The organism is Reyranella soli, assembly GCF_007992495.1.
GTDB classification, from domain to species: Bacteria; Pseudomonadota; Alphaproteobacteria; order Reyranellales; family Reyranellaceae; genus Reyranella; species Reyranella soli.
This window is the reverse complement of the sequence record NZ_BKAJ01000054.1, coordinates 57865-73206: the sequence shown is the minus strand read 5'-3', so window position 1 is coordinate 73206 and position 15342 is coordinate 57865. Positions and strand designations below refer to the sequence as shown.

Genomic DNA, 15342 nt, shown 5'->3' with positions numbered 1-15342 from the left:
TGATGTGTCCACTCTCCGGCGGCAGGGCTGGCCAGCTACATCAACGAATGACTCAATGACATCCATCGTAGAAGCCCTCGGCGTCCACAAGCATTTCGGCCATCTTCACGTCCTGAAGGGGGTCGATCTCTCGGTGGCCGAGCGTGAGCTGGTGTTCGTGATCGGCCCGTCGGGCTCGGGCAAGTCGACCCTGCTGCGCTGCCTCAACCGGCTGGAGGAACCGTCCTCCGGCTCGGTGACGGTCGACGGCATCGACATGCTCGATCCCAGGACCGACATCAACCATGCCCGCCAGCGCATCGGCATGGTGTTCCAGTCGTTCAATCTCTATCCGCACATGACGGCGCTGGGCAACGTCACGCTGGCGCTGCGCAAGGTCGTAGGCAAGTCGCGCGCCGAGGCCGATGCGCTGGGCATGGCCGCGCTGCAGCGCGTCGGTTTGGCCGACCGCGCCGGCCACACGCCGGGCCAGCTCTCGGGCGGCCAGCAGCAGCGCGTCGCCATCGCGCGGGCCATTGCGCTGGAGCCGCGGGTGATGCTGTTCGACGAGCCGACCTCGGCGCTCGATCCCGAGCTGGTCGGCTCGGTGCTGGAAGTCATGCGCGACCTGCGCCAGAGCGGCATGACCATGATCGTGGTCAGCCATGAGATGGGCTTCGCGCGCAATGCCGCCGACCGCGTGGTGTTCATGGACGACGGCCTGATCGTGGAGCAGGGGCCGCCGGCCGCGATCTTCGAGAGCCCGACCCAGGAGCGCACGCGCGCGTTCATCGGGCAGATCCAGAGACATTAGATGATGGCGATGACGATATCTTCGCTGGGGGCGCGCCACTCCAGTGGCGCGATCATCTCTGTACCAGCCGGAAGACGCGCCACTGGAGTGGCGCGCCCCCAGCCATGACCACCTGGGACCGTTTCACAGAGACCTTCTTCAACGCGAAGGTGATGGCGAAGTACCTGCCGGACATCCTGTCCGGCATGGTCGTCACCATCGAGCTCGCCGTGCTGATCATCGTGAGCGGCCTTTTCGCCGGTCTCGTGCTGGCGCTGCTGCGCGCGCTCGCCATCCGGCCGCTCAACTGGCTGATCATCTTCGTGGTCGACCTGTTCCGCTCGCTGCCGCCGTTGGTCATCATCGTGCTGATCTACTTCGGCCTGCCGGCGGCCGACATCTCGCCCTCGGGCTTCGTCTCGACCTGGCTGTCGCTCGCCTTCGTGCTGATGGCCTTCTCCGAGGAGATCTTCTGGGCCGGCATCACGTCCATTCCGAAGGGGCAGTGGGAGGCGTCGCGCTCGACCGGCCTGTCGTTCGGCCAGACCCTGGTCAACGTCGTGCTGCCGCAGGCGCTCCGGCTCACCATCCCGCCGCTCACCAACCGCACCATCGCCATCACCAAGGGCACGGCGCTCGGCACCGTCGTGGCGGTCAGCGAGATCCTGGGGCAGGCGAGCTCGGCGGTATCCAACTCCTACAATCCCTCGCCGCTGATGATGGGAGCGGCGGCCTACCTCGTGCTGTTCCTCCCGGTCGTCGTCGCCGCCCGCTGGGTCGAGACCAAGTTCGCGTGGAAGCGATGATCGAGGCCTTCTTCAATCCCGAGATCATCGCCGCGATCTGGCCGATCGTGCTGGCCGGCCTCCTGAACACCGTGCTGCTGTCGCTGATCGTGGTGCCGCTCGGCCTGCTGGGCGGCCTGATCCTGGCGCTGCTCGCCACCGTGCATCATCCCTTGGTGCGCTGGCCCCTGATGGCCTGGGTCGATTTCTTCCGCGCCTTCCCGCCGCTGGTCCTGCTGGTGCTGCTGTTCGCCGGCCTGCCGTTCGCCGGCCTGGAACTGGGTGGCTTCGCCTGCGTCGCCATCGCCTTCTTCCTCAACACCGGCGCCTACTACGGCGAGATTCTTCGCGCCGGCATCGATTCCGTTCCGGCGGGCCAGGTCGAGGCCGGCCGCTCGACCGGCCTTAGCCGCCTGCAGGCCATGACCTACATCGTGCTGCCCCAGGCCGTGCGCAACGTGCTGCCCGACCTGATGTCCAACACGCTCGAGGTCGTGAAGCTGACCTCGCTCGGCAGCGTGGTCGCCGTGCCCGAGCTCCTGTTCCAGGCGCGCCAGGCGCAGAGCCTGACCTATAACGCCACGCCCATCGTGCTGGCGGCGATCATCTATTTTCTGATGTTGTGGCCGCTGGTCCGCCTGCTGAGCCGGCTTGAGAATCGCGCGCTGGCCGGACGACGCTGAGCTTGTAGAGCGCATAAAAGAACGCGCCGGTCGAGACGGCCGACAGCGCGCCCGTCAGCAGTGCGAAACGCGGACTGGGAGAGAAGGGCGTCGCACCGGCGAACCCATAGAAGACCGCAAGGAGCGGCTGCCATTTGATGAGGCAGGCGATGGCAAATGCCGTCGAGGAAAGCGCCGGCCGCTCGTCCAGGGCGGCAAACAAGGCGAGGATGAGCGGCGCGGCGAACAGTATGTCGAGATAGCCTAGGGCCGATGCCGACAGCGCGACGGCGGCAACGAAGCACAGGCAGGGACCTGTACGTCGGCAGAAGGCGGCGAAGAGGAGCGTCGAGGCGAGCTGGGCCGTGGCGAGCAAGGTCTTTGCGACTGTGAGGTCGGCGGCGGCGGGCAGCAGCCGACGCGCCACGAGCAGCAAGGCAACGGCACCCGGCGGATAGTCGCCGTCGATCCTATGAGGCCTGGCAGTACCATCCGCAGGTCAAGGAAGTGACGGCGCTGGCCAAGGCCGTGCCGGGCACCCAGCCGCGCCACGGTGTCCATCCACGGCAGCCAGATGTCGGCGACGTCTTCGGTGCCGGGCGCCGACCATGCGAGGGCGGACAAGGCGATCGAACTCGCCGCTACCGCGCCGTATCGGGTGGCGGAAAGGATCACGGGTCGCATTGAGCCGACAAGCTACACAAGGCGCCTTACCATCGGCAGACGATTCTTCGGCCGTCACCTCTGGCGGCATGCACGCAGTTGCCATAGCCTTCCGGCAAAAGGGAGGAAATCAATGCTTCGCATCGTCCGTGCCGTGGCGATTCTCGTCGGCTTGGCCGCGACGCCGGTGCTCGCCCAGGGCACCTGGCCCGAGAAACCGGTCAAGCTCGTGGTCGGTTTCACGGCCGGTAGCGCCACCGACGTCACCGCCCGCATGTTCGCCGACAAGTTCCAGCAGGCCTGGGGGCAACCGGTGGTGGTCGAGAACATCGCCGGCAATTCCGGCGCCATCGGCACCGACCGCGTCGCCAAGGCGGCCCCCGATGGCTACACGCTGATGTGGGCGGGCAATGCCGCCATCACCATCCTGCCTAGCCTGCAGACCCTGCCGTTCGATCCGCTGAAGGACCTGACACCGATCTCGACCTCGCTGCGCATGCCCTCGATCATGATGGTGAACAACGACCTGCCGGTGAAGTCGATCGCCGAGCTGGTCGCCTATGCCAAGGCCAATCCCGGCAAGCTCTCCTACGGCACGCCGGGCGTCGGCACGCCGCAGCACATCGCGGGCGAGCTGTTCGCCCATCTGGCCGGCATCAAGATGGAGCATATCCCCTACCGCGGCGCGAACCTGTCGGATCTCATGAGCGGCGTCGTCCAGGTCGGCATCCAGAATGCCGGCGCCAGCCTGCCGCTGGTGCGCGACGGCCGTGTGCGCGGCATCGGCATCACCTCGCTGCAGCGCTCGCCCAACGCGCCCGACCTGCCGACCTTCAACGAATCGGGCTTCCCGGGCTTCGAGGCGACGTCGTGGTTCGCCCTGATGGGGCCGGCCGGCCTGCCCAAGCCGATCGTCGACAAGGTGCGCGCCGAATCGCTGAAGGTGCTGGCCGATCCGGAGATGAAGCAGAAGTTCGCCGCCCTCGGCCTCGACACCGTCGGCAGCACGCCCCAGGAGACGCACGCGGCCATTGCCGGCGACATCCCCAAGTGGGCCAAGGTCATCAAGGACGCCAACATCAAGCCGGCCAATTGAGCCATGGACTTCTCGCGCCTTGCTGCGGCTCTCGACGGCAACGCGGCGCTGCAGCGGCGCGCCCGGCTGGCCGCGCTTTCCTTCGTCGTGCTGGGCGGCACGGAGCCGGTCACGGTGCGCGTCGGCGAGCGCATCACGGTCGACAGGGGCGCGGCCGCGAATGCCGCCTTCGGCCTGACCGCGTCGCCCGCGACCTGGGCCGAGTTTTTCAAGCCCGTGCCGGCCGTCGGCTTCCAGAGCCTGGTCGGCATGCAGCGCGTCGGCCATCTCAGGGTCGAGGGCGACATCCTGGCCTGGGGCCGCCACATGCTGTTCCTGGAGCAGGTCTTCGCCGCGCTGCGGCCGGGCGCGCCGTCATCGCCGCCCATCGCGGTCGGCGAGCCGGTCATCGAGCCCATCGTCGGCCGTTACCTGCGGCTGGACTTCAACGGCCGGCCGCATCGCCTCTATTTCGAAGAAGCGGGGCAGGGCATACCCTTGCTCTGCCTGCACACCGCCGGCGCTGACGGCCGGCAGTATCGCGCCCTGCTGAACGATCCTTCGATCACCGCGCGCTTTCGCGTCATCGCCTTCGATCTGCCATGGCACGGCAAGTCTTCGCCGCCCGCGGGCTTCGAGACCGAGGCCTACCAGCTCACCACCCAGCTCTATGTCGACACCGTGATGGCGGTGTCGCGCGCGCTCGGCCTGGCCCGGCCGGTGGTGATGGGCTGCTCGATCGGCGGCCGCGCCGTGCTGCACCTGGCGCTCCGTCACGGTGCGCATTTTCGCGCCGCTATCGGCTTACAGTCGGCGACGCATGCCGAAGCGGGCGCCGACACGCGCCTGCGCGATCTCGGCGTGCTGTTCCGGCCCGACATCCATGGCCAGGAGGCGGCGGCCGGCACGGTCGCCTGCCTGATCGCGCCGACATCGCCCCGCGCCGACAAGTGGGAGACGCTGTGGCACTACATGCAGGGCGGTCCGTCCGTCTTTCTCGGCGACCTGCACTACTATTTTACGGACGGTGATCTCAGGAACGCCGATCTCGCCGGCCTCGACGGCAAGTGCCCCTTGTACCTGTTGACCGGCGAGTATGACCTCTCGGCGACGCCCGAACTCACCGCTGAGCTCGCGCGCGTGACCGGCGCGCGGCACTTCGAGGTCATGAAAGGCATGGGCCACTTCCCGATGTCGGAAAGCCCGGTGGAGTTCCGCCGCTACCTGGCGCCCGTCCTCGACCGCATAGCCGCGGATTAACGCTCCTCGACGATGCGGCCGTCAGGATAGACGGTGACCTTGCTCGGCACGCCCTTCGGCCGTGTCGGCACGGGATCGCGCGAAACGTCGGCATTCCATGAGCCGTCGTTCTGCCGCGTGATGCGATTCACGCGGTAGCCCTCGGACTGGATGCGATCGCGCGACAGCGATTCCGTGTTGGGATACCGACCGCCATAGGAGGCGGACGGCTGAGGCGCCGGTGTGGACGGCGCGACAATGGTCGGCGGTGGCGGCAGGGCGCCAGGCGACATGGTCTCGGGCATGCGGCCGCCGTTGCCGATGGAACCCGGGGCGTATTGCGCCAGGGCCGGCGTGGCGAGGGTCAAGCTCGCGAAAGCGATGACAAGGAATATGCGCATGATCCGGATATGGTCGATCCGGCGGCGCTCACAAGTCTATACACGAGTATGAGAGCGGCAGCGCTGGCGGGACGCAAACGAGGAGTAAACCGTCCCGCCAGGCCGGGCAGCATAGACCTTTCGGCCTACTGCTCCCTGATCGTGCCGCTCGGCTCAAGGATCACGGCGACTTCGACGTTGTTGCGCATCGCCTTGGCCGCCCAGTTGCCGGCCGTGTCGCGCGTCAGGCTCTTGACGCCGACATAGCCGCGTTTTTCCAGCTCGGCCTTGGCCGCCGCCTCAGCGGCCGACGGGTTCATCGGGCTTTTGGGCTGGGCGGTATTGGGATTGCTGGTGGCGCCAGGCATCGACCGCTGGTCGCGGCCTTCCGGCGTGCTCGGGGCCTGCATCTGGGCGTGCGCCACGCCGGCCGCGGCGATCAGGGCGAGGGTCGCCAGGGTCGTGCGGATCATGGTCTTCCTCCTTGGGTGTGGGGTTGCGGACGCCGAGTGAACGCGATGCAGAAGAAGGTGTTGCGTGACAAATGTCGTGCAACCAAAAGCATCGGCCGCAGGTCCGCCACAATCTCGATGGCACGCCGGCGACAATCCGGCGAAGATGCCGAGGGAGAAGGGATGGACCACAAGGGCGTTTTCGCGCGTAAGCCGGTTGCCGACATCATCGCCAGCGAAGGCGGTGCGTTCAAAGCGCTCCCGAAGGTGCTGGGTCCGTTCAGCATCGTCGCCATGGGGGTGGGTGCCATCATCGGCGCCGGCATCTTCGTGCTGACGGGCACGGCGGCGGCGCTCTATGCCGGGCCCGCGCTCACGATCTCCTTCGTGCTGGCGGCCGTCGCCTGCGGACTGGTCGGCCTGTGCTATGCCGAGCTGTCGACGCTGCTGCCGGTGCAGGGCTCGACCTACACCTACACCTACGCGACCCTGGGCGAGCTCGCCGCCTGGATGATCGGCTGGGACCTGATCCTGGAATATTCCATGGGGGTGGGCGCGGTCGCCTGCGGCTGGTCGGCCTATTTCAACAGCCTGCTGGTGCAGATGGGCTTGGGCCTGCCACCTGATCTGCTGTCAGCGACCGGCGAGCGCATCGTGCGGGCGGACGGATCCGCCGGCACGGCCATCGCCGACGTGCCGGCCGCCGTCATCGTGCTGGTCATCACCGGTCTGCTGATCGGCGGCACGCGCGAATCGGTGAAGCTCAACAACGCCATGGTCGTGGTCAAGCTGGTGGTCGTGCTGGCTTTCGTCCTGATCGGCGCGGCCCATGTGAACACGGCGAACTGGCAGCCCTATATCCCGCCCAACACCGGCGAGTTCGGCCAGTTCGGCATCAGCGGCGTGCTGCGCGGCGCCTCGATCGTGTTCTTCGCCTATATCGGCTTCGACGCGGTCTCGAATTGTGCCCAGGAGGCGCGCCAGCCGCAGCGCGACATGCCGATCGGCATCCTGGGCTCGCTGGCGCTGTCGACCGTGCTCTACATCGCCGTCGCCGCCGTGCTGACCGGGCTGGTGCCCTATCCCAAGCTCAACGTCGCCGATCCTGTCGTCGAGGGCGCTCGTGCCATCGGCCTGCCGTGGCTGTCGCTGCTGATCGAGGTCGGTGCGCTGCTCGGGCTCACCACTGTGATCCTCGTGCTGCTCTACGGCCAGAGCCGCATCTTCGCCACCATCGCCAATGACGGGCTGCTGCCACCGGTGTTCGCGCGCATCCATCCGCGGTTCGGCACGCCCTGGATCAGCCAGCTCATCATCGGCATCGGCGTGGCCATTGTCGCGGCCACCATGCCGATCGACACGCTGAGCGAGCTGGTGGGAGCAGGCACCTTGTTCGCTTTCGTCCTGGTATGCATCGCCGTCATCTATCTGCGGCGCGCCGAGCCCAACACACCGCGGCCGTTCCGCACGCCCTGGGTGCCATGGCTGCCGCTGGGCGGCATCCTGGCCTGCCTCGGGCTGCTGGCCGGGCTTGGCGTCTATACCTGGGTGCGGGTCGGCCTGTGGATCGCGGTCGGGCTGGTGATCTACTTCGCCTACGGACGGTTCCAGTCGCGCTTGCGCGCCAAGTAGGGAAGGATCACGATCGACGGCGGCATCGCGCAGGAGGCGTTCATGCCCGGCAAGGCCTTCGTCATGGCGTTCGTGTGGAGCGGTTGGCTGATCGCCTCGGTGATCGCCTTCATGATCGTCGCTTATGCGAGCTTCTTCGGCGTCGGCGTGATCGGCCTGATGATCTGGTTCGTCACCGCCCGGGTCGACATGGAGCAGGACGGCGTGGTCGGCGCCGGCGTCTCGCCCGCCTTCCTTGCCCAGCAACTCAGGACCAGGACCGAGATGTCGAGGGCCGAGCGGGCGGCGCTGCACGGCAGGCATCTGCTCGAGAAGCAGTCGACCCGCTTCTTCCGCTGGCTCGGCATCCTGCTCACAGCCGCAGGCTTCGGCGGCTTTCTGCTCTTCCAGATCTAGCAACGGCTACTTCTTGCGGCCGACGCAGTCCTTGTAGGTCACGGCCTGGTTGGCGCCTTCCTCGACGAAGGCCGTGTCGCCCTTGCTCCAGAACACGAAGGACTCGCCTTCGTTGGCGTAGCGGATGCCGGAACCGGACAGGGTCTGCGGCAGGGTGAGCTTCTTGCCGTCTGCCAGGGTGAGGACGACGCGGCCGCCGGGGATCGGTCGGCCGTCGGGCGCTGTGCGCGTCGGTCCGTCGAAATACTCAGCGGAAAGCGATTTGCCCTGTGCGCAGCTGTACTGAACGGTGGCGACCGGCGCCTGGGCCAAGGCGGTGCCTGCAGTCAGGAACACGACGACAACAATGGCCTTGCCGAGCATGATACTATCTCCTCGGACGCCACGCTGCCCGCGCGGCGCCGCCTTGTCCATGCGGTGTGGTTCCTCCCAGCGAAGGGGGCGTTCGCGCGTTGAACGTGCAGTCCCGGCGCGGCGTTGCTATCAAGAGGGCATGAGCCTCGAATCCGTCCGCGCTTTTCTCGCCAGCCATGCCCCCGACATCGCCATCGTTGAATTGGACGGCAGCACAGCCACGGTGGCGCTCGCCGCGGCGGGCCATGGTGTGCAGCCGGCGCAGATCGCAAAGACCCTGTCGCTGCGCGTGCGCGAGCGCAACCTGCTGGTCGTCACCAGCGGCGAGGCGCGGCTCGACAACAAGAAGGCCAAGGTCGTGTTCGGTGGCAAGCCGCGCATGCTGACGGCGGAGGAGGTGGTGGCGATCACCGGCCATCCGGTGGGCGGCGTCTGCCCGTTCGGCCTGGCGACGCCGCTGCCGGTCTATTGCGATGTGTCGCTGAAGGCGTTCGACGAGGTCGTGCCGGCGGCAGGCTCGACGCACTCGGCCTTGCGCATCAATCCGCTGCGCATGGCCGAGCTGGTCGAGGCCGAGTGGGTCGATGTCTGCGGCAACGGGACGACCTCACCCTGAGGCAAATCCTCAGGCGCTGTTCCGCTTGCCCCAACGCTCCAGGTAGTCGACGCAGAACGCGAGGTCGGTGACGTCGACATAACGCCGGCCAATGTCGCGCAGGTTGTCGCGGTGAGGGCCTTCCTCGATGTCGCCGACGCAATCCTCGGGCACCAGCGTGCGGAAGCGGTGGCTGAAGGAATCCAGCGCACTGCCGCGGATGCAGCCCGAGGTGTTGCAGCCGGTCACGATCATCGTGTCGACGCGTTCCTTCATGAAATAGTTGGCGACGCCGGTCTCGAAGAAGATCGACGGGCCTTTCTTGGTCACCTTGAGATCGTAGCCGGGCTCGTAGATGCGCGGGTCGAGCGCGGTGCTGGGATGGTCGTGCAGGAAGGTCTGCTTCACCGCCGTGATCTTCCAGTAGGGCATCTCGCGCTCGTTCATGTAGGCGGTGTTGCACACCGCCACGGGAACACCGACACGCCGCGCGACCTTGAGCAGTCTCGCAGTGTTCTCGACCGCGCGCATGACCAGCGGCGCGCCGCCCAGGGGATACTGCGGATCGGTGAAGCCGAGCTGGAAGTCGACCACGACGATGCCCGGCTTCTCGCCGGTGCCAACGGAGATTTCGCCGTAACTGCGGCGCTGATAGTCATCTGTCATGACCAAAGGATAGACCGCCTGACAGGCAGCAAAAAGCCCACCCCGTCGAAACGGAGTGGGCCGGTTGCAGCGAGATCGCTAGGTCTTAGCGAGCCTGCGTGACGTTGCCCTGGTTATCGAGAGCGACAGCCACGGGAGCGTTGCGCGGGTCGCGCGCCACGGCACGCCAGGTGCCGTCGCCGGTGCGCTGCAGGCCGCGCACACTGGTGTAGCCGCTCTTCTCGATCTGCGTGCGCGCCACGGCCTCGGCGACGGTCGGGGTCGGGTCGCTCTTGGGGCCGAGTGCGTCGCTCTGCACGGGCGTACGCGGCATGGTCGCGCCGCCGATCGGCGATGCCGCCTGGGCCTGCGTGGCGGCAGCGGCGAGAACCAGGATGGAAGCGAGGAGGGGACGATTCATTTGATGGTTACTCCTTTACTCAGGCTGATGAACGGCCGCGATCCTGACCAAGAATGCGGCGACATCGTGATGTAATAAAGCAGCACGCATGCTGCTTTTCAGATTTGCGGTCGGGGAGAGTCAGACTGAGTCAGACAGCAGCGACGCCGATGATCGAATCGTGCAGCCAGAGGATGGCGACGTAAGCGATTGTGCCGATCGCCACGACGATCACATCATTGCGACCGAACGACCCTATGACGGGGGCGCCCTGATCGCCGCGTCGCTTGACGGCGATGCGATCGTAGATCGCCCACACGAGCAGGCTGCCGAACAGCAGCAGCGAACCGAGGTCGCCGTTCACCAGCAGATGCGACAGCGCCCACGCCTTGACCGCGACCAGCATGGGGTGACGCAGGATCGACTTGATGCGACTGGGCGGTGCGTAGGTCGCGGCGAGCGCCACCACGGCAAACCACAGCAGCACCAGTGCGATGGGATGGAAAATGGCGAAGGGCGGATTCCACACCTGGATGTAGCCGCCGCTGCGATAGCGGCTGAAACCCCAGACGATCAGGACGAGACCGACCGCCGCAATGAGGGAATACAGCCCCTTGTAGGGTCCTTCTCCAAGACGACCGATTAGGGCCGCACGCGGCTCCCGCAAGGTCGTGAGGATGTGAATTCCAAGGAACAGGACTACACCAAGGATTAGGAGGCTCATACCAAAAGCCTACCACGGTTGCACCTGTGGACCGATTCACGCGCCGCATGAATGCCGCTATTGAGACGTGGCGACGGCGCTATTTCGGCGTGTGATCAGCAACTACCACGTTGGCCGCCGCGTTTGTTTCAAGCGACCGGAAGTGGTCGTTTGGGGGCCCTATGCGACTGGTTTCCATTCTCTGTTCGCTGCTCTTCGTGGCCGGTCCCGCCTTCGCGCAACAGATCGCGCTGACGCCTGCCAAGCCGGATTGCCCGCCCGGCGAACCCGATTCGCTCGAGATCAGCTGGAACGGTCCTTGCGACAACGGTGACTGGCTGTTCGACACCGACAAGGGTTGCCGCATGTGGGACTGGCATCCCGAACCCGAAGACAACGTGGTGTGGAAGGGCGCCTGCCGGGCCGGCCTGGCGGAGGGTCGCGGCGAGGCGCAGTGGACGGAGCATGGCCGGCCGATCGACCACTTCGTTGGCACGTACCGCAACGGCAAGCGCGAGGGTCCGGGCAGCTACAGGTGGAACGACTCGGTGAGCTTCGAAGGCAGCTACGCCAACGACGTGCCGCAGGGCCGGGGCACCTTGCGCATCGACGACACGGTGCTGAGCGGCGAATGGAACAAGGGCTGCCTGGCCACGACCGGCAAGACGGCGGCGATCGGCGTGCCGCGCGCATCGTGCGGCCCGGCCGCCAAGCCGACACCGAAGGTGGCGGATCGGTAATGGGAGCGCGGGCCTGGAGGCCCGCAGTCCGGCAAGATTTAAAGCCAGTGCGCCAGCATGCCGACCAGGCCCGAGGCGACGATCGGATAGGCGGGGTTGATCTTGGTCTTCAACAACAGCAGGAACACGACAACCGCGATCGCTCCCCAGAGGATGCCGGTGACGGCGCCGCGGCCCATGATGATGGCGCCCGCCAGGACCAGGCCGACCGAGACCGAGCCCAGCCCGGTCTGGATTGCCGGCCGCCAGCGCCAGGTCGCAAGGCGGGTCCAGACCCGGCCGATCGCCCAAGTGAGGATGCCCGTTGGCAGGAAGAACGCGATCAGCGCGACGGCGGCGCCCGGCAGGCCCGCGACCACGGCGCCAATCGAGACCACCATCATCATGTTGGGCCCGGGCGCCAGCTGGCCCAAGCTGTAGAAATGCAGCATCTCCGGGAAGGTCACCCAGTGATAGGTGTCGACCGTGAGCGTCTTGAGCTCCGGGAATGCCGCCATGCCGCCGCCGACGGTGAGCAGCGAGAGATAGGCGAACACGCCCGCGATGTCGCCGAGCTGCTTCATTCGTGGTGCCTCTCGCCGATCGGCGCATTGTGCGGCTTGTGGACCTTGCCGGCGCGTGGACGGTGCCACCAGATGGCGACGATGCCGGCTGCGATCAGGGCATAGGGCACCGAGACGTGGAAGAAGGCGACGGCGGCGGCCGTCGCCAGGACGATGACGTAGTCGGCGATTTCCTTCAGCACCCGCGAGCCCAGCTGCACCATCACCACCACGATCAACCCCAGGGCGCCGGCGGCGATGCCATGCAGGAAGGCCTTCAACCAGGGATCGTCGCCGCCTATGCCATAGGCATAAGCGGCCGCGGTCATCAGGATCGCACCGGGCAGGCACATGCCCACGGTGGCCAGCACGGCGCCCCGGGCGCCGCGCAGCCGGTCGCCGACCAGGATCGACATGTTGGTGGCGTTCAGGCCGGGCAGGGTCTGGCTGATCGACAGCAGCTCGACGAAGGTGACGTCATCCAGCCAGTTGTTGCGCACCACCAGGCCGGTGCGCAGGTAGCCGACGACGCCGCCGCCCAGGCTGGTGGCGCCCATGACCAGGAAGACCCAGAAGATCCGGCCCAGCGACGGCGGGGCGACGGCAGGCGGTTCGGTCGGTGACGAGGCTTCGTTCATTCGTGCGCCTGTGGTGGGTTGCCCTTCAATCGATAGACCGCGCCGGTCTTGGTGGCGGTGAGGGACAGCCAGTCGGCCGCGACTTGCTGCAGCTCGACGAAGAAGCGCTCGCAGGCCTGCAGGGCCTTGGGGTTGATGTCGGTGGGGCCGTTGAAACGCAGCTGATAGGCGAACTCGCCGACGAAGGCACGATGGTCGCCGCGCGAGCGCCACAGGGCGACGTTGGCCATGGCGCGGGCGCGATGACCGAAATCGAGCTCGCAGATGTCCTGCATCAGCTCCTCGACGATGCATTGGTTGACCAGCGCCACGTCGGACGGGCCGTCGCACGAGATGAGCTCGAGCGGCGGGAAGAGATGCTGCAGCTCGGGCAGGCTCATGTTGTCGAGCGACGACATCGCCAGCCGGTCGGCCTCAGGGGCCTGGCTCAGGCCGAACTCGACATTGTGGGCCAGCAGTCGGCGCACGCCGCCGATACGCTCCTTGAGCGGCAACAGCTCGATCTTGAACTTGATCTTGTAGTCGCCCGAAATGCGCGGCCGCACGTCGGTCGACTGGGCAATCATCATGTCGGGGCTGCGGTACTTGAAGACGATCTCGGGATCGCCGACCGGAAAGCCGTCCTCGTAGCTGATGCGCCGACGCAGGATGAAGGCGTTGTTGTAGAGGTGGAAGTCGCCGGTATCGAGGAACAGCACCTCGCGCACCTCGGGTCGCTTATCGAGCTTCGGCGTGTGATGGTAGGCGACCCCCGCGGCGTCGGCGGCGCGGTGGACGAGGCGGGCGAACTCCTTGAATACGTGGGCCGAGGTGAAGCGATCAGGCTTCAGGATCAGCTTGCACTGCAGGAATTGCAGCTCGTCGAAACGTCTGCCGTCGAGATAGCTGCCGTCATAGCGCTCGGCAAACCACACCGGCAGCATCAGTCCATGCTTGTCGCCTTCCATTCGCTCTCCCTGGACGCAAGGTATCGTGCGTGCCGTGCGCTGTCATCCGGACGGTGCCGCATCGACCTTGCCGAACGATGCGACCTTGCCCTCGTCATAGCAGACGTAATAGCGGTCCGAGACCGACCATGGCACGCGGCTCCAGAAATCCTTGAGCAGCGAGTAGTAGGCGCACTCGTGGCCTGGCGAATGGGTAACGGTATCGGGCTGGCCCATGATCGAGCGGACCTGGTCGCGGTCCATGCCGGCCTGGACGAGATCGATGTTCCTGGCCGGTACGGTCGCGCAGCCGGCCAGCAGCGTCGTGAACATCAACAGGACAAGGGCTGGCGACAGGACAAGTGCGGGGCGCTTCATCGGTCAACTCCGGATCATATTCTGCCTATTCGACAGCGATAAGTCAGGCTTGGTCTCGCCGCCAACAATTGTCGGGCAGGCCGCCGGCTGGCGAAAGAGGCGGCGATGCGGTAGGTCCGATGACATGTCCGACAGTTCCCGTTTGCAGATCTCCGGCCTCGGCGCCTCGTTGAGCGGCCCCATCGCCGGCCTTTCCGATACCCCCATTACCGAAGTGGCGATGACGGTGTTCGGCGATCCCGACGTCGTGCCGCTGTGGTTCGGCGAGGGTGACCTGGTAACGCCGGACTTCGTGCGCGACGCCGCGGCCAAGGGCCTGCAGGCCGGCGAGACCTTCTACACGTGGCAGCGCGGCATTCCCGAGCTGCGCGCGGCGCTGTCGGGCTACACCGAGCGGCTCTACGGCATCAAATGCCCGGCCGACCGCATCTCGGTAACGACCGGCGGCATGCAGGCGATCCTGCTGAGCTGCCAACTTCTGCTCGATCCTGGTGACAACATCGTGATTGTCTCGCCGATCTGGCCGAACATCACGTCGGCTGTCAGGCTGGTGCACGGCGAGCCCAAATATGTGGCGCTCGACCGCAAGCCCGACGGCAGCTGGAAGCTCGATCTTCAGAAAGTGTTCGACGCCGTCGACGACCGCACGCGGGCGATCTTCGTCAACTCGCCCGGCAATCCCACGGGCTGGACGATGACCTCTGACGAGCAGAAGGCGCTGCTCGACTTTGCCCGCAAGCGCGGTGTCTGGATCATGGCCGATGAGGTCTATGCCCGGCTGATCTATACCCGCCCGGTCGCGCCTTCGTTCCTCGAACTGGCGGGGCCGGACGATCCGTTGCTCGTGCTGAACTCCTTCTCCAAGCCGTGGGCGATGACCGGCTGGCGGCTGGGCTGGCTGACCCATCCGGCGGCGCTGGACGAGCAGTTCGCCAAGCTGGTGCAGATCAACACCTCGGGCGTGCCGCATTTCCTGCAGAGGGGCGGGATTGCCGCGCTCGAGAAGGGTGACGGCTTCGTCGCCGAGATGGTCGAGCGCTGCCGCGCCGGCAGTGAGTTGGTGTTCCAGCGCCTGTCGGCCCAGGCGCGCGTCACCATCGCGCGGCCGGAAGCGGCCTTCTACAGCTTCTTCTCGGTCGATGGCGTCACCGACACCATGGCTTTCTGCAAGAAGCTGGCGAAGGACTACAAGGTCGGCCTGGCGCCGGGCGAGGCGTTCGGCCCGGGTGGGCAGGGCAATGTGCGGCTGTGCTTTGCGTCCGGTGCAGAGCGGCTGAGCAAAGGACTCGACCGCATCGAAGCGGCGATAAAGGCGCTATAAGTTACGCACCACAGGGATGACGGGCACGCTGTCATCCCGAGGCC

21 protein-coding genes are annotated in these 15342 nt (G+C 66.5%); 10 read left to right on the top strand and 11 right to left on the bottom strand.

Features of this window, described 5'->3' with window-relative positions; all coding sequences use genetic code 11:
• Positions 1-55 precede the first annotated feature (55 nt).
• The 3 genes from RSO01_RS16395 (at position 56) to RSO01_RS16385 (ending at position 2240) form a co-directional block, all read left to right on the top strand.
• The gene (locus RSO01_RS16395; RefSeq protein ID WP_147150193.1) at positions 56-793 is read left to right on the top strand and encodes an amino acid ABC transporter ATP-binding protein; all 738 of its coding nucleotides are present in this window, start codon (positions 56-58) and stop codon (positions 791-793) included.
• Between the two features lie 104 nt (positions 794-897).
• A complete protein-coding gene (locus tag RSO01_RS16390) occupies positions 898-1578 on the top strand; it encodes an amino acid ABC transporter permease (RefSeq protein WP_147150192.1) in 681 nt (226 codons plus the stop codon).
• On the top strand, positions 1575-2240 hold the full coding sequence (locus tag RSO01_RS16385) for an amino acid ABC transporter permease (protein ID WP_147150198.1): 666 nt from the start codon (positions 1575-1577) through the stop codon (positions 2238-2240). Before RSO01_RS16390 ends, RSO01_RS16385 begins: the two co-directional genes overlap by 4 nt.
• Here the strand turns inward: RSO01_RS16385 and RSO01_RS16380 are convergent.
• Positions 2161-2595 carry a hypothetical protein gene (locus tag RSO01_RS16380; protein ID WP_147150191.1) on the bottom strand — a complete coding sequence of 145 codons (435 nt, stop codon included), beginning with the start codon at positions 2593-2595 and terminating at the stop codon, positions 2161-2163. The genes RSO01_RS16385 and RSO01_RS16380 overlap by 80 nt on opposite strands.
• A 420-nt stretch (positions 2596-3015) precedes the next feature.
• Here RSO01_RS16380 and RSO01_RS16375 point away from each other — a divergent pair, with 420 nt between their 5' ends.
• The gene (locus RSO01_RS16375; protein ID WP_170303112.1) at positions 3016-3978 is read left to right on the top strand and encodes a Bug family tripartite tricarboxylate transporter substrate binding protein; all 963 of its coding nucleotides are present in this window, start codon (positions 3016-3018) and stop codon (positions 3976-3978) included.
• 3 nt (positions 3979-3981) lie between these two features.
• Positions 3982-5217 (top strand): alpha/beta fold hydrolase, encoded by a 1236-nt coding sequence (locus RSO01_RS16370; protein WP_308933091.1) that lies wholly within the window; start codon positions 3982-3984, stop codon positions 5215-5217.
• Here the strand turns inward: RSO01_RS16370 and RSO01_RS16365 are convergent.
• The gene (locus tag RSO01_RS16365) at positions 5214-5597 is read right to left on the bottom strand and encodes a hypothetical protein (protein ID WP_147150189.1); all 384 of its coding nucleotides are present in this window, start codon (positions 5595-5597) and stop codon (positions 5214-5216) included. The two genes, RSO01_RS16370 and RSO01_RS16365, sit on opposite strands and share 4 nt — an antisense overlap.
• Before the next feature lie 125 nt (positions 5598-5722).
• Positions 5723-6049 carry a hypothetical protein gene (locus RSO01_RS16360; protein WP_147150188.1) on the bottom strand — a complete coding sequence of 109 codons (327 nt, stop codon included), beginning with the start codon at positions 6047-6049 and terminating at the stop codon, positions 5723-5725.
• A gap of 162 nt (positions 6050-6211) precedes the next feature.
• On the opposite strand from RSO01_RS16360, the gene RSO01_RS16355 reads away from it, so the two are divergent.
• Entirely contained in the window at positions 6212-7660 is a 1449-nt protein-coding gene (locus tag RSO01_RS16355) for an amino acid permease (RefSeq protein ID WP_147150187.1), read from the top strand.
• Positions 7661-7702: 42 nt separating this feature from the next.
• Positions 7703-8056, top strand: coding sequence for a hypothetical protein (locus RSO01_RS16350; protein WP_147150186.1), 354 nt, complete (start codon positions 7703-7705; stop codon positions 8054-8056).
• A gap of 6 nt (positions 8057-8062) precedes the next feature.
• On the opposite strand, the gene RSO01_RS16345 is transcribed toward RSO01_RS16350, so the two are convergent.
• The gene (locus RSO01_RS16345) at positions 8063-8419 is read right to left on the bottom strand and encodes an MliC family protein (protein ID WP_170303111.1); all 357 of its coding nucleotides are present in this window, start codon (positions 8417-8419) and stop codon (positions 8063-8065) included.
• A gap of 130 nt (positions 8420-8549) precedes the next feature.
• Here RSO01_RS16345 and RSO01_RS16340 point away from each other — a divergent pair, with 130 nt between their 5' ends.
• Complete coding sequence (locus RSO01_RS16340) at positions 8550-9026, top strand: YbaK/EbsC family protein (RefSeq protein WP_147150184.1); 477 nt, start codon at positions 8550-8552, stop codon at positions 9024-9026.
• Positions 9027-9035: 9 nt separating this feature from the next.
• On the opposite strand, the gene RSO01_RS16335 is transcribed toward RSO01_RS16340, so the two are convergent.
• The 3 genes from RSO01_RS16335 to RSO01_RS16325 form a co-directional block, all read right to left on the bottom strand.
• Positions 9036-9671, bottom strand: coding sequence for an isochorismatase family protein (locus RSO01_RS16335; RefSeq protein WP_147150183.1), 636 nt, complete (start codon positions 9669-9671; stop codon positions 9036-9038).
• Positions 9672-9756: 85 nt separating this feature from the next.
• Positions 9757-10071 carry a hypothetical protein gene (locus RSO01_RS16330; protein ID WP_147150182.1) on the bottom strand — a complete coding sequence of 105 codons (315 nt, stop codon included), beginning with the start codon at positions 10069-10071 and terminating at the stop codon, positions 9757-9759.
• A gap of 130 nt (positions 10072-10201) precedes the next feature.
• A complete protein-coding gene (locus RSO01_RS16325; protein WP_147150181.1) occupies positions 10202-10774 on the bottom strand; it encodes an NnrU family protein in 573 nt (190 codons plus the stop codon).
• 161 nt (positions 10775-10935) lie between these two features.
• Here RSO01_RS16325 and RSO01_RS16320 point away from each other — a divergent pair, with 161 nt between their 5' ends.
• A complete protein-coding gene (locus RSO01_RS16320; protein ID WP_147150180.1) occupies positions 10936-11493 on the top strand; it encodes an MORN repeat-containing protein in 558 nt (185 codons plus the stop codon).
• 38 nt (positions 11494-11531) lie between these two features.
• Here RSO01_RS16320 and RSO01_RS16315 read toward each other — a convergent pair whose 3' ends face one another.
• The 4 genes from RSO01_RS16315 to bamE are packed head-to-tail and all read right to left on the bottom strand — an operon-like array spanning position 11532 to position 13977.
• On the bottom strand, positions 11532-12056 hold the full coding sequence (locus RSO01_RS16315) for a chromate transporter (protein WP_147150179.1): 525 nt from the start codon (positions 12054-12056) through the stop codon (positions 11532-11534).
• Positions 12053-12673, bottom strand: a complete 621-nt coding sequence (locus RSO01_RS16310; protein WP_147150178.1) for a chromate transporter — start codon at positions 12671-12673, stop codon at positions 12053-12055. The genes RSO01_RS16315 and RSO01_RS16310 overlap by 4 nt, the downstream gene beginning before the upstream one ends.
• Complete coding sequence (locus RSO01_RS16305) at positions 12670-13620, bottom strand: hypothetical protein (RefSeq protein ID WP_147150177.1); 951 nt, start codon at positions 13618-13620, stop codon at positions 12670-12672. Before RSO01_RS16305 ends, RSO01_RS16310 begins: the two co-directional genes overlap by 4 nt.
• 42 nt (positions 13621-13662) lie before the next feature.
• Positions 13663-13977, bottom strand: coding sequence for an outer membrane protein assembly factor BamE domain-containing protein (gene bamE, locus RSO01_RS16300; RefSeq protein ID WP_147150176.1), 315 nt, complete (start codon positions 13975-13977; stop codon positions 13663-13665).
• Between the two features lie 124 nt (positions 13978-14101).
• Here bamE and RSO01_RS16295 point away from each other — a divergent pair, with 124 nt between their 5' ends.
• Positions 14102-15298, top strand: coding sequence for a pyridoxal phosphate-dependent aminotransferase (locus tag RSO01_RS16295; protein WP_147150175.1), 1197 nt, complete (start codon positions 14102-14104; stop codon positions 15296-15298).
• Positions 15299-15342: the final 44 nt, after the last annotated feature.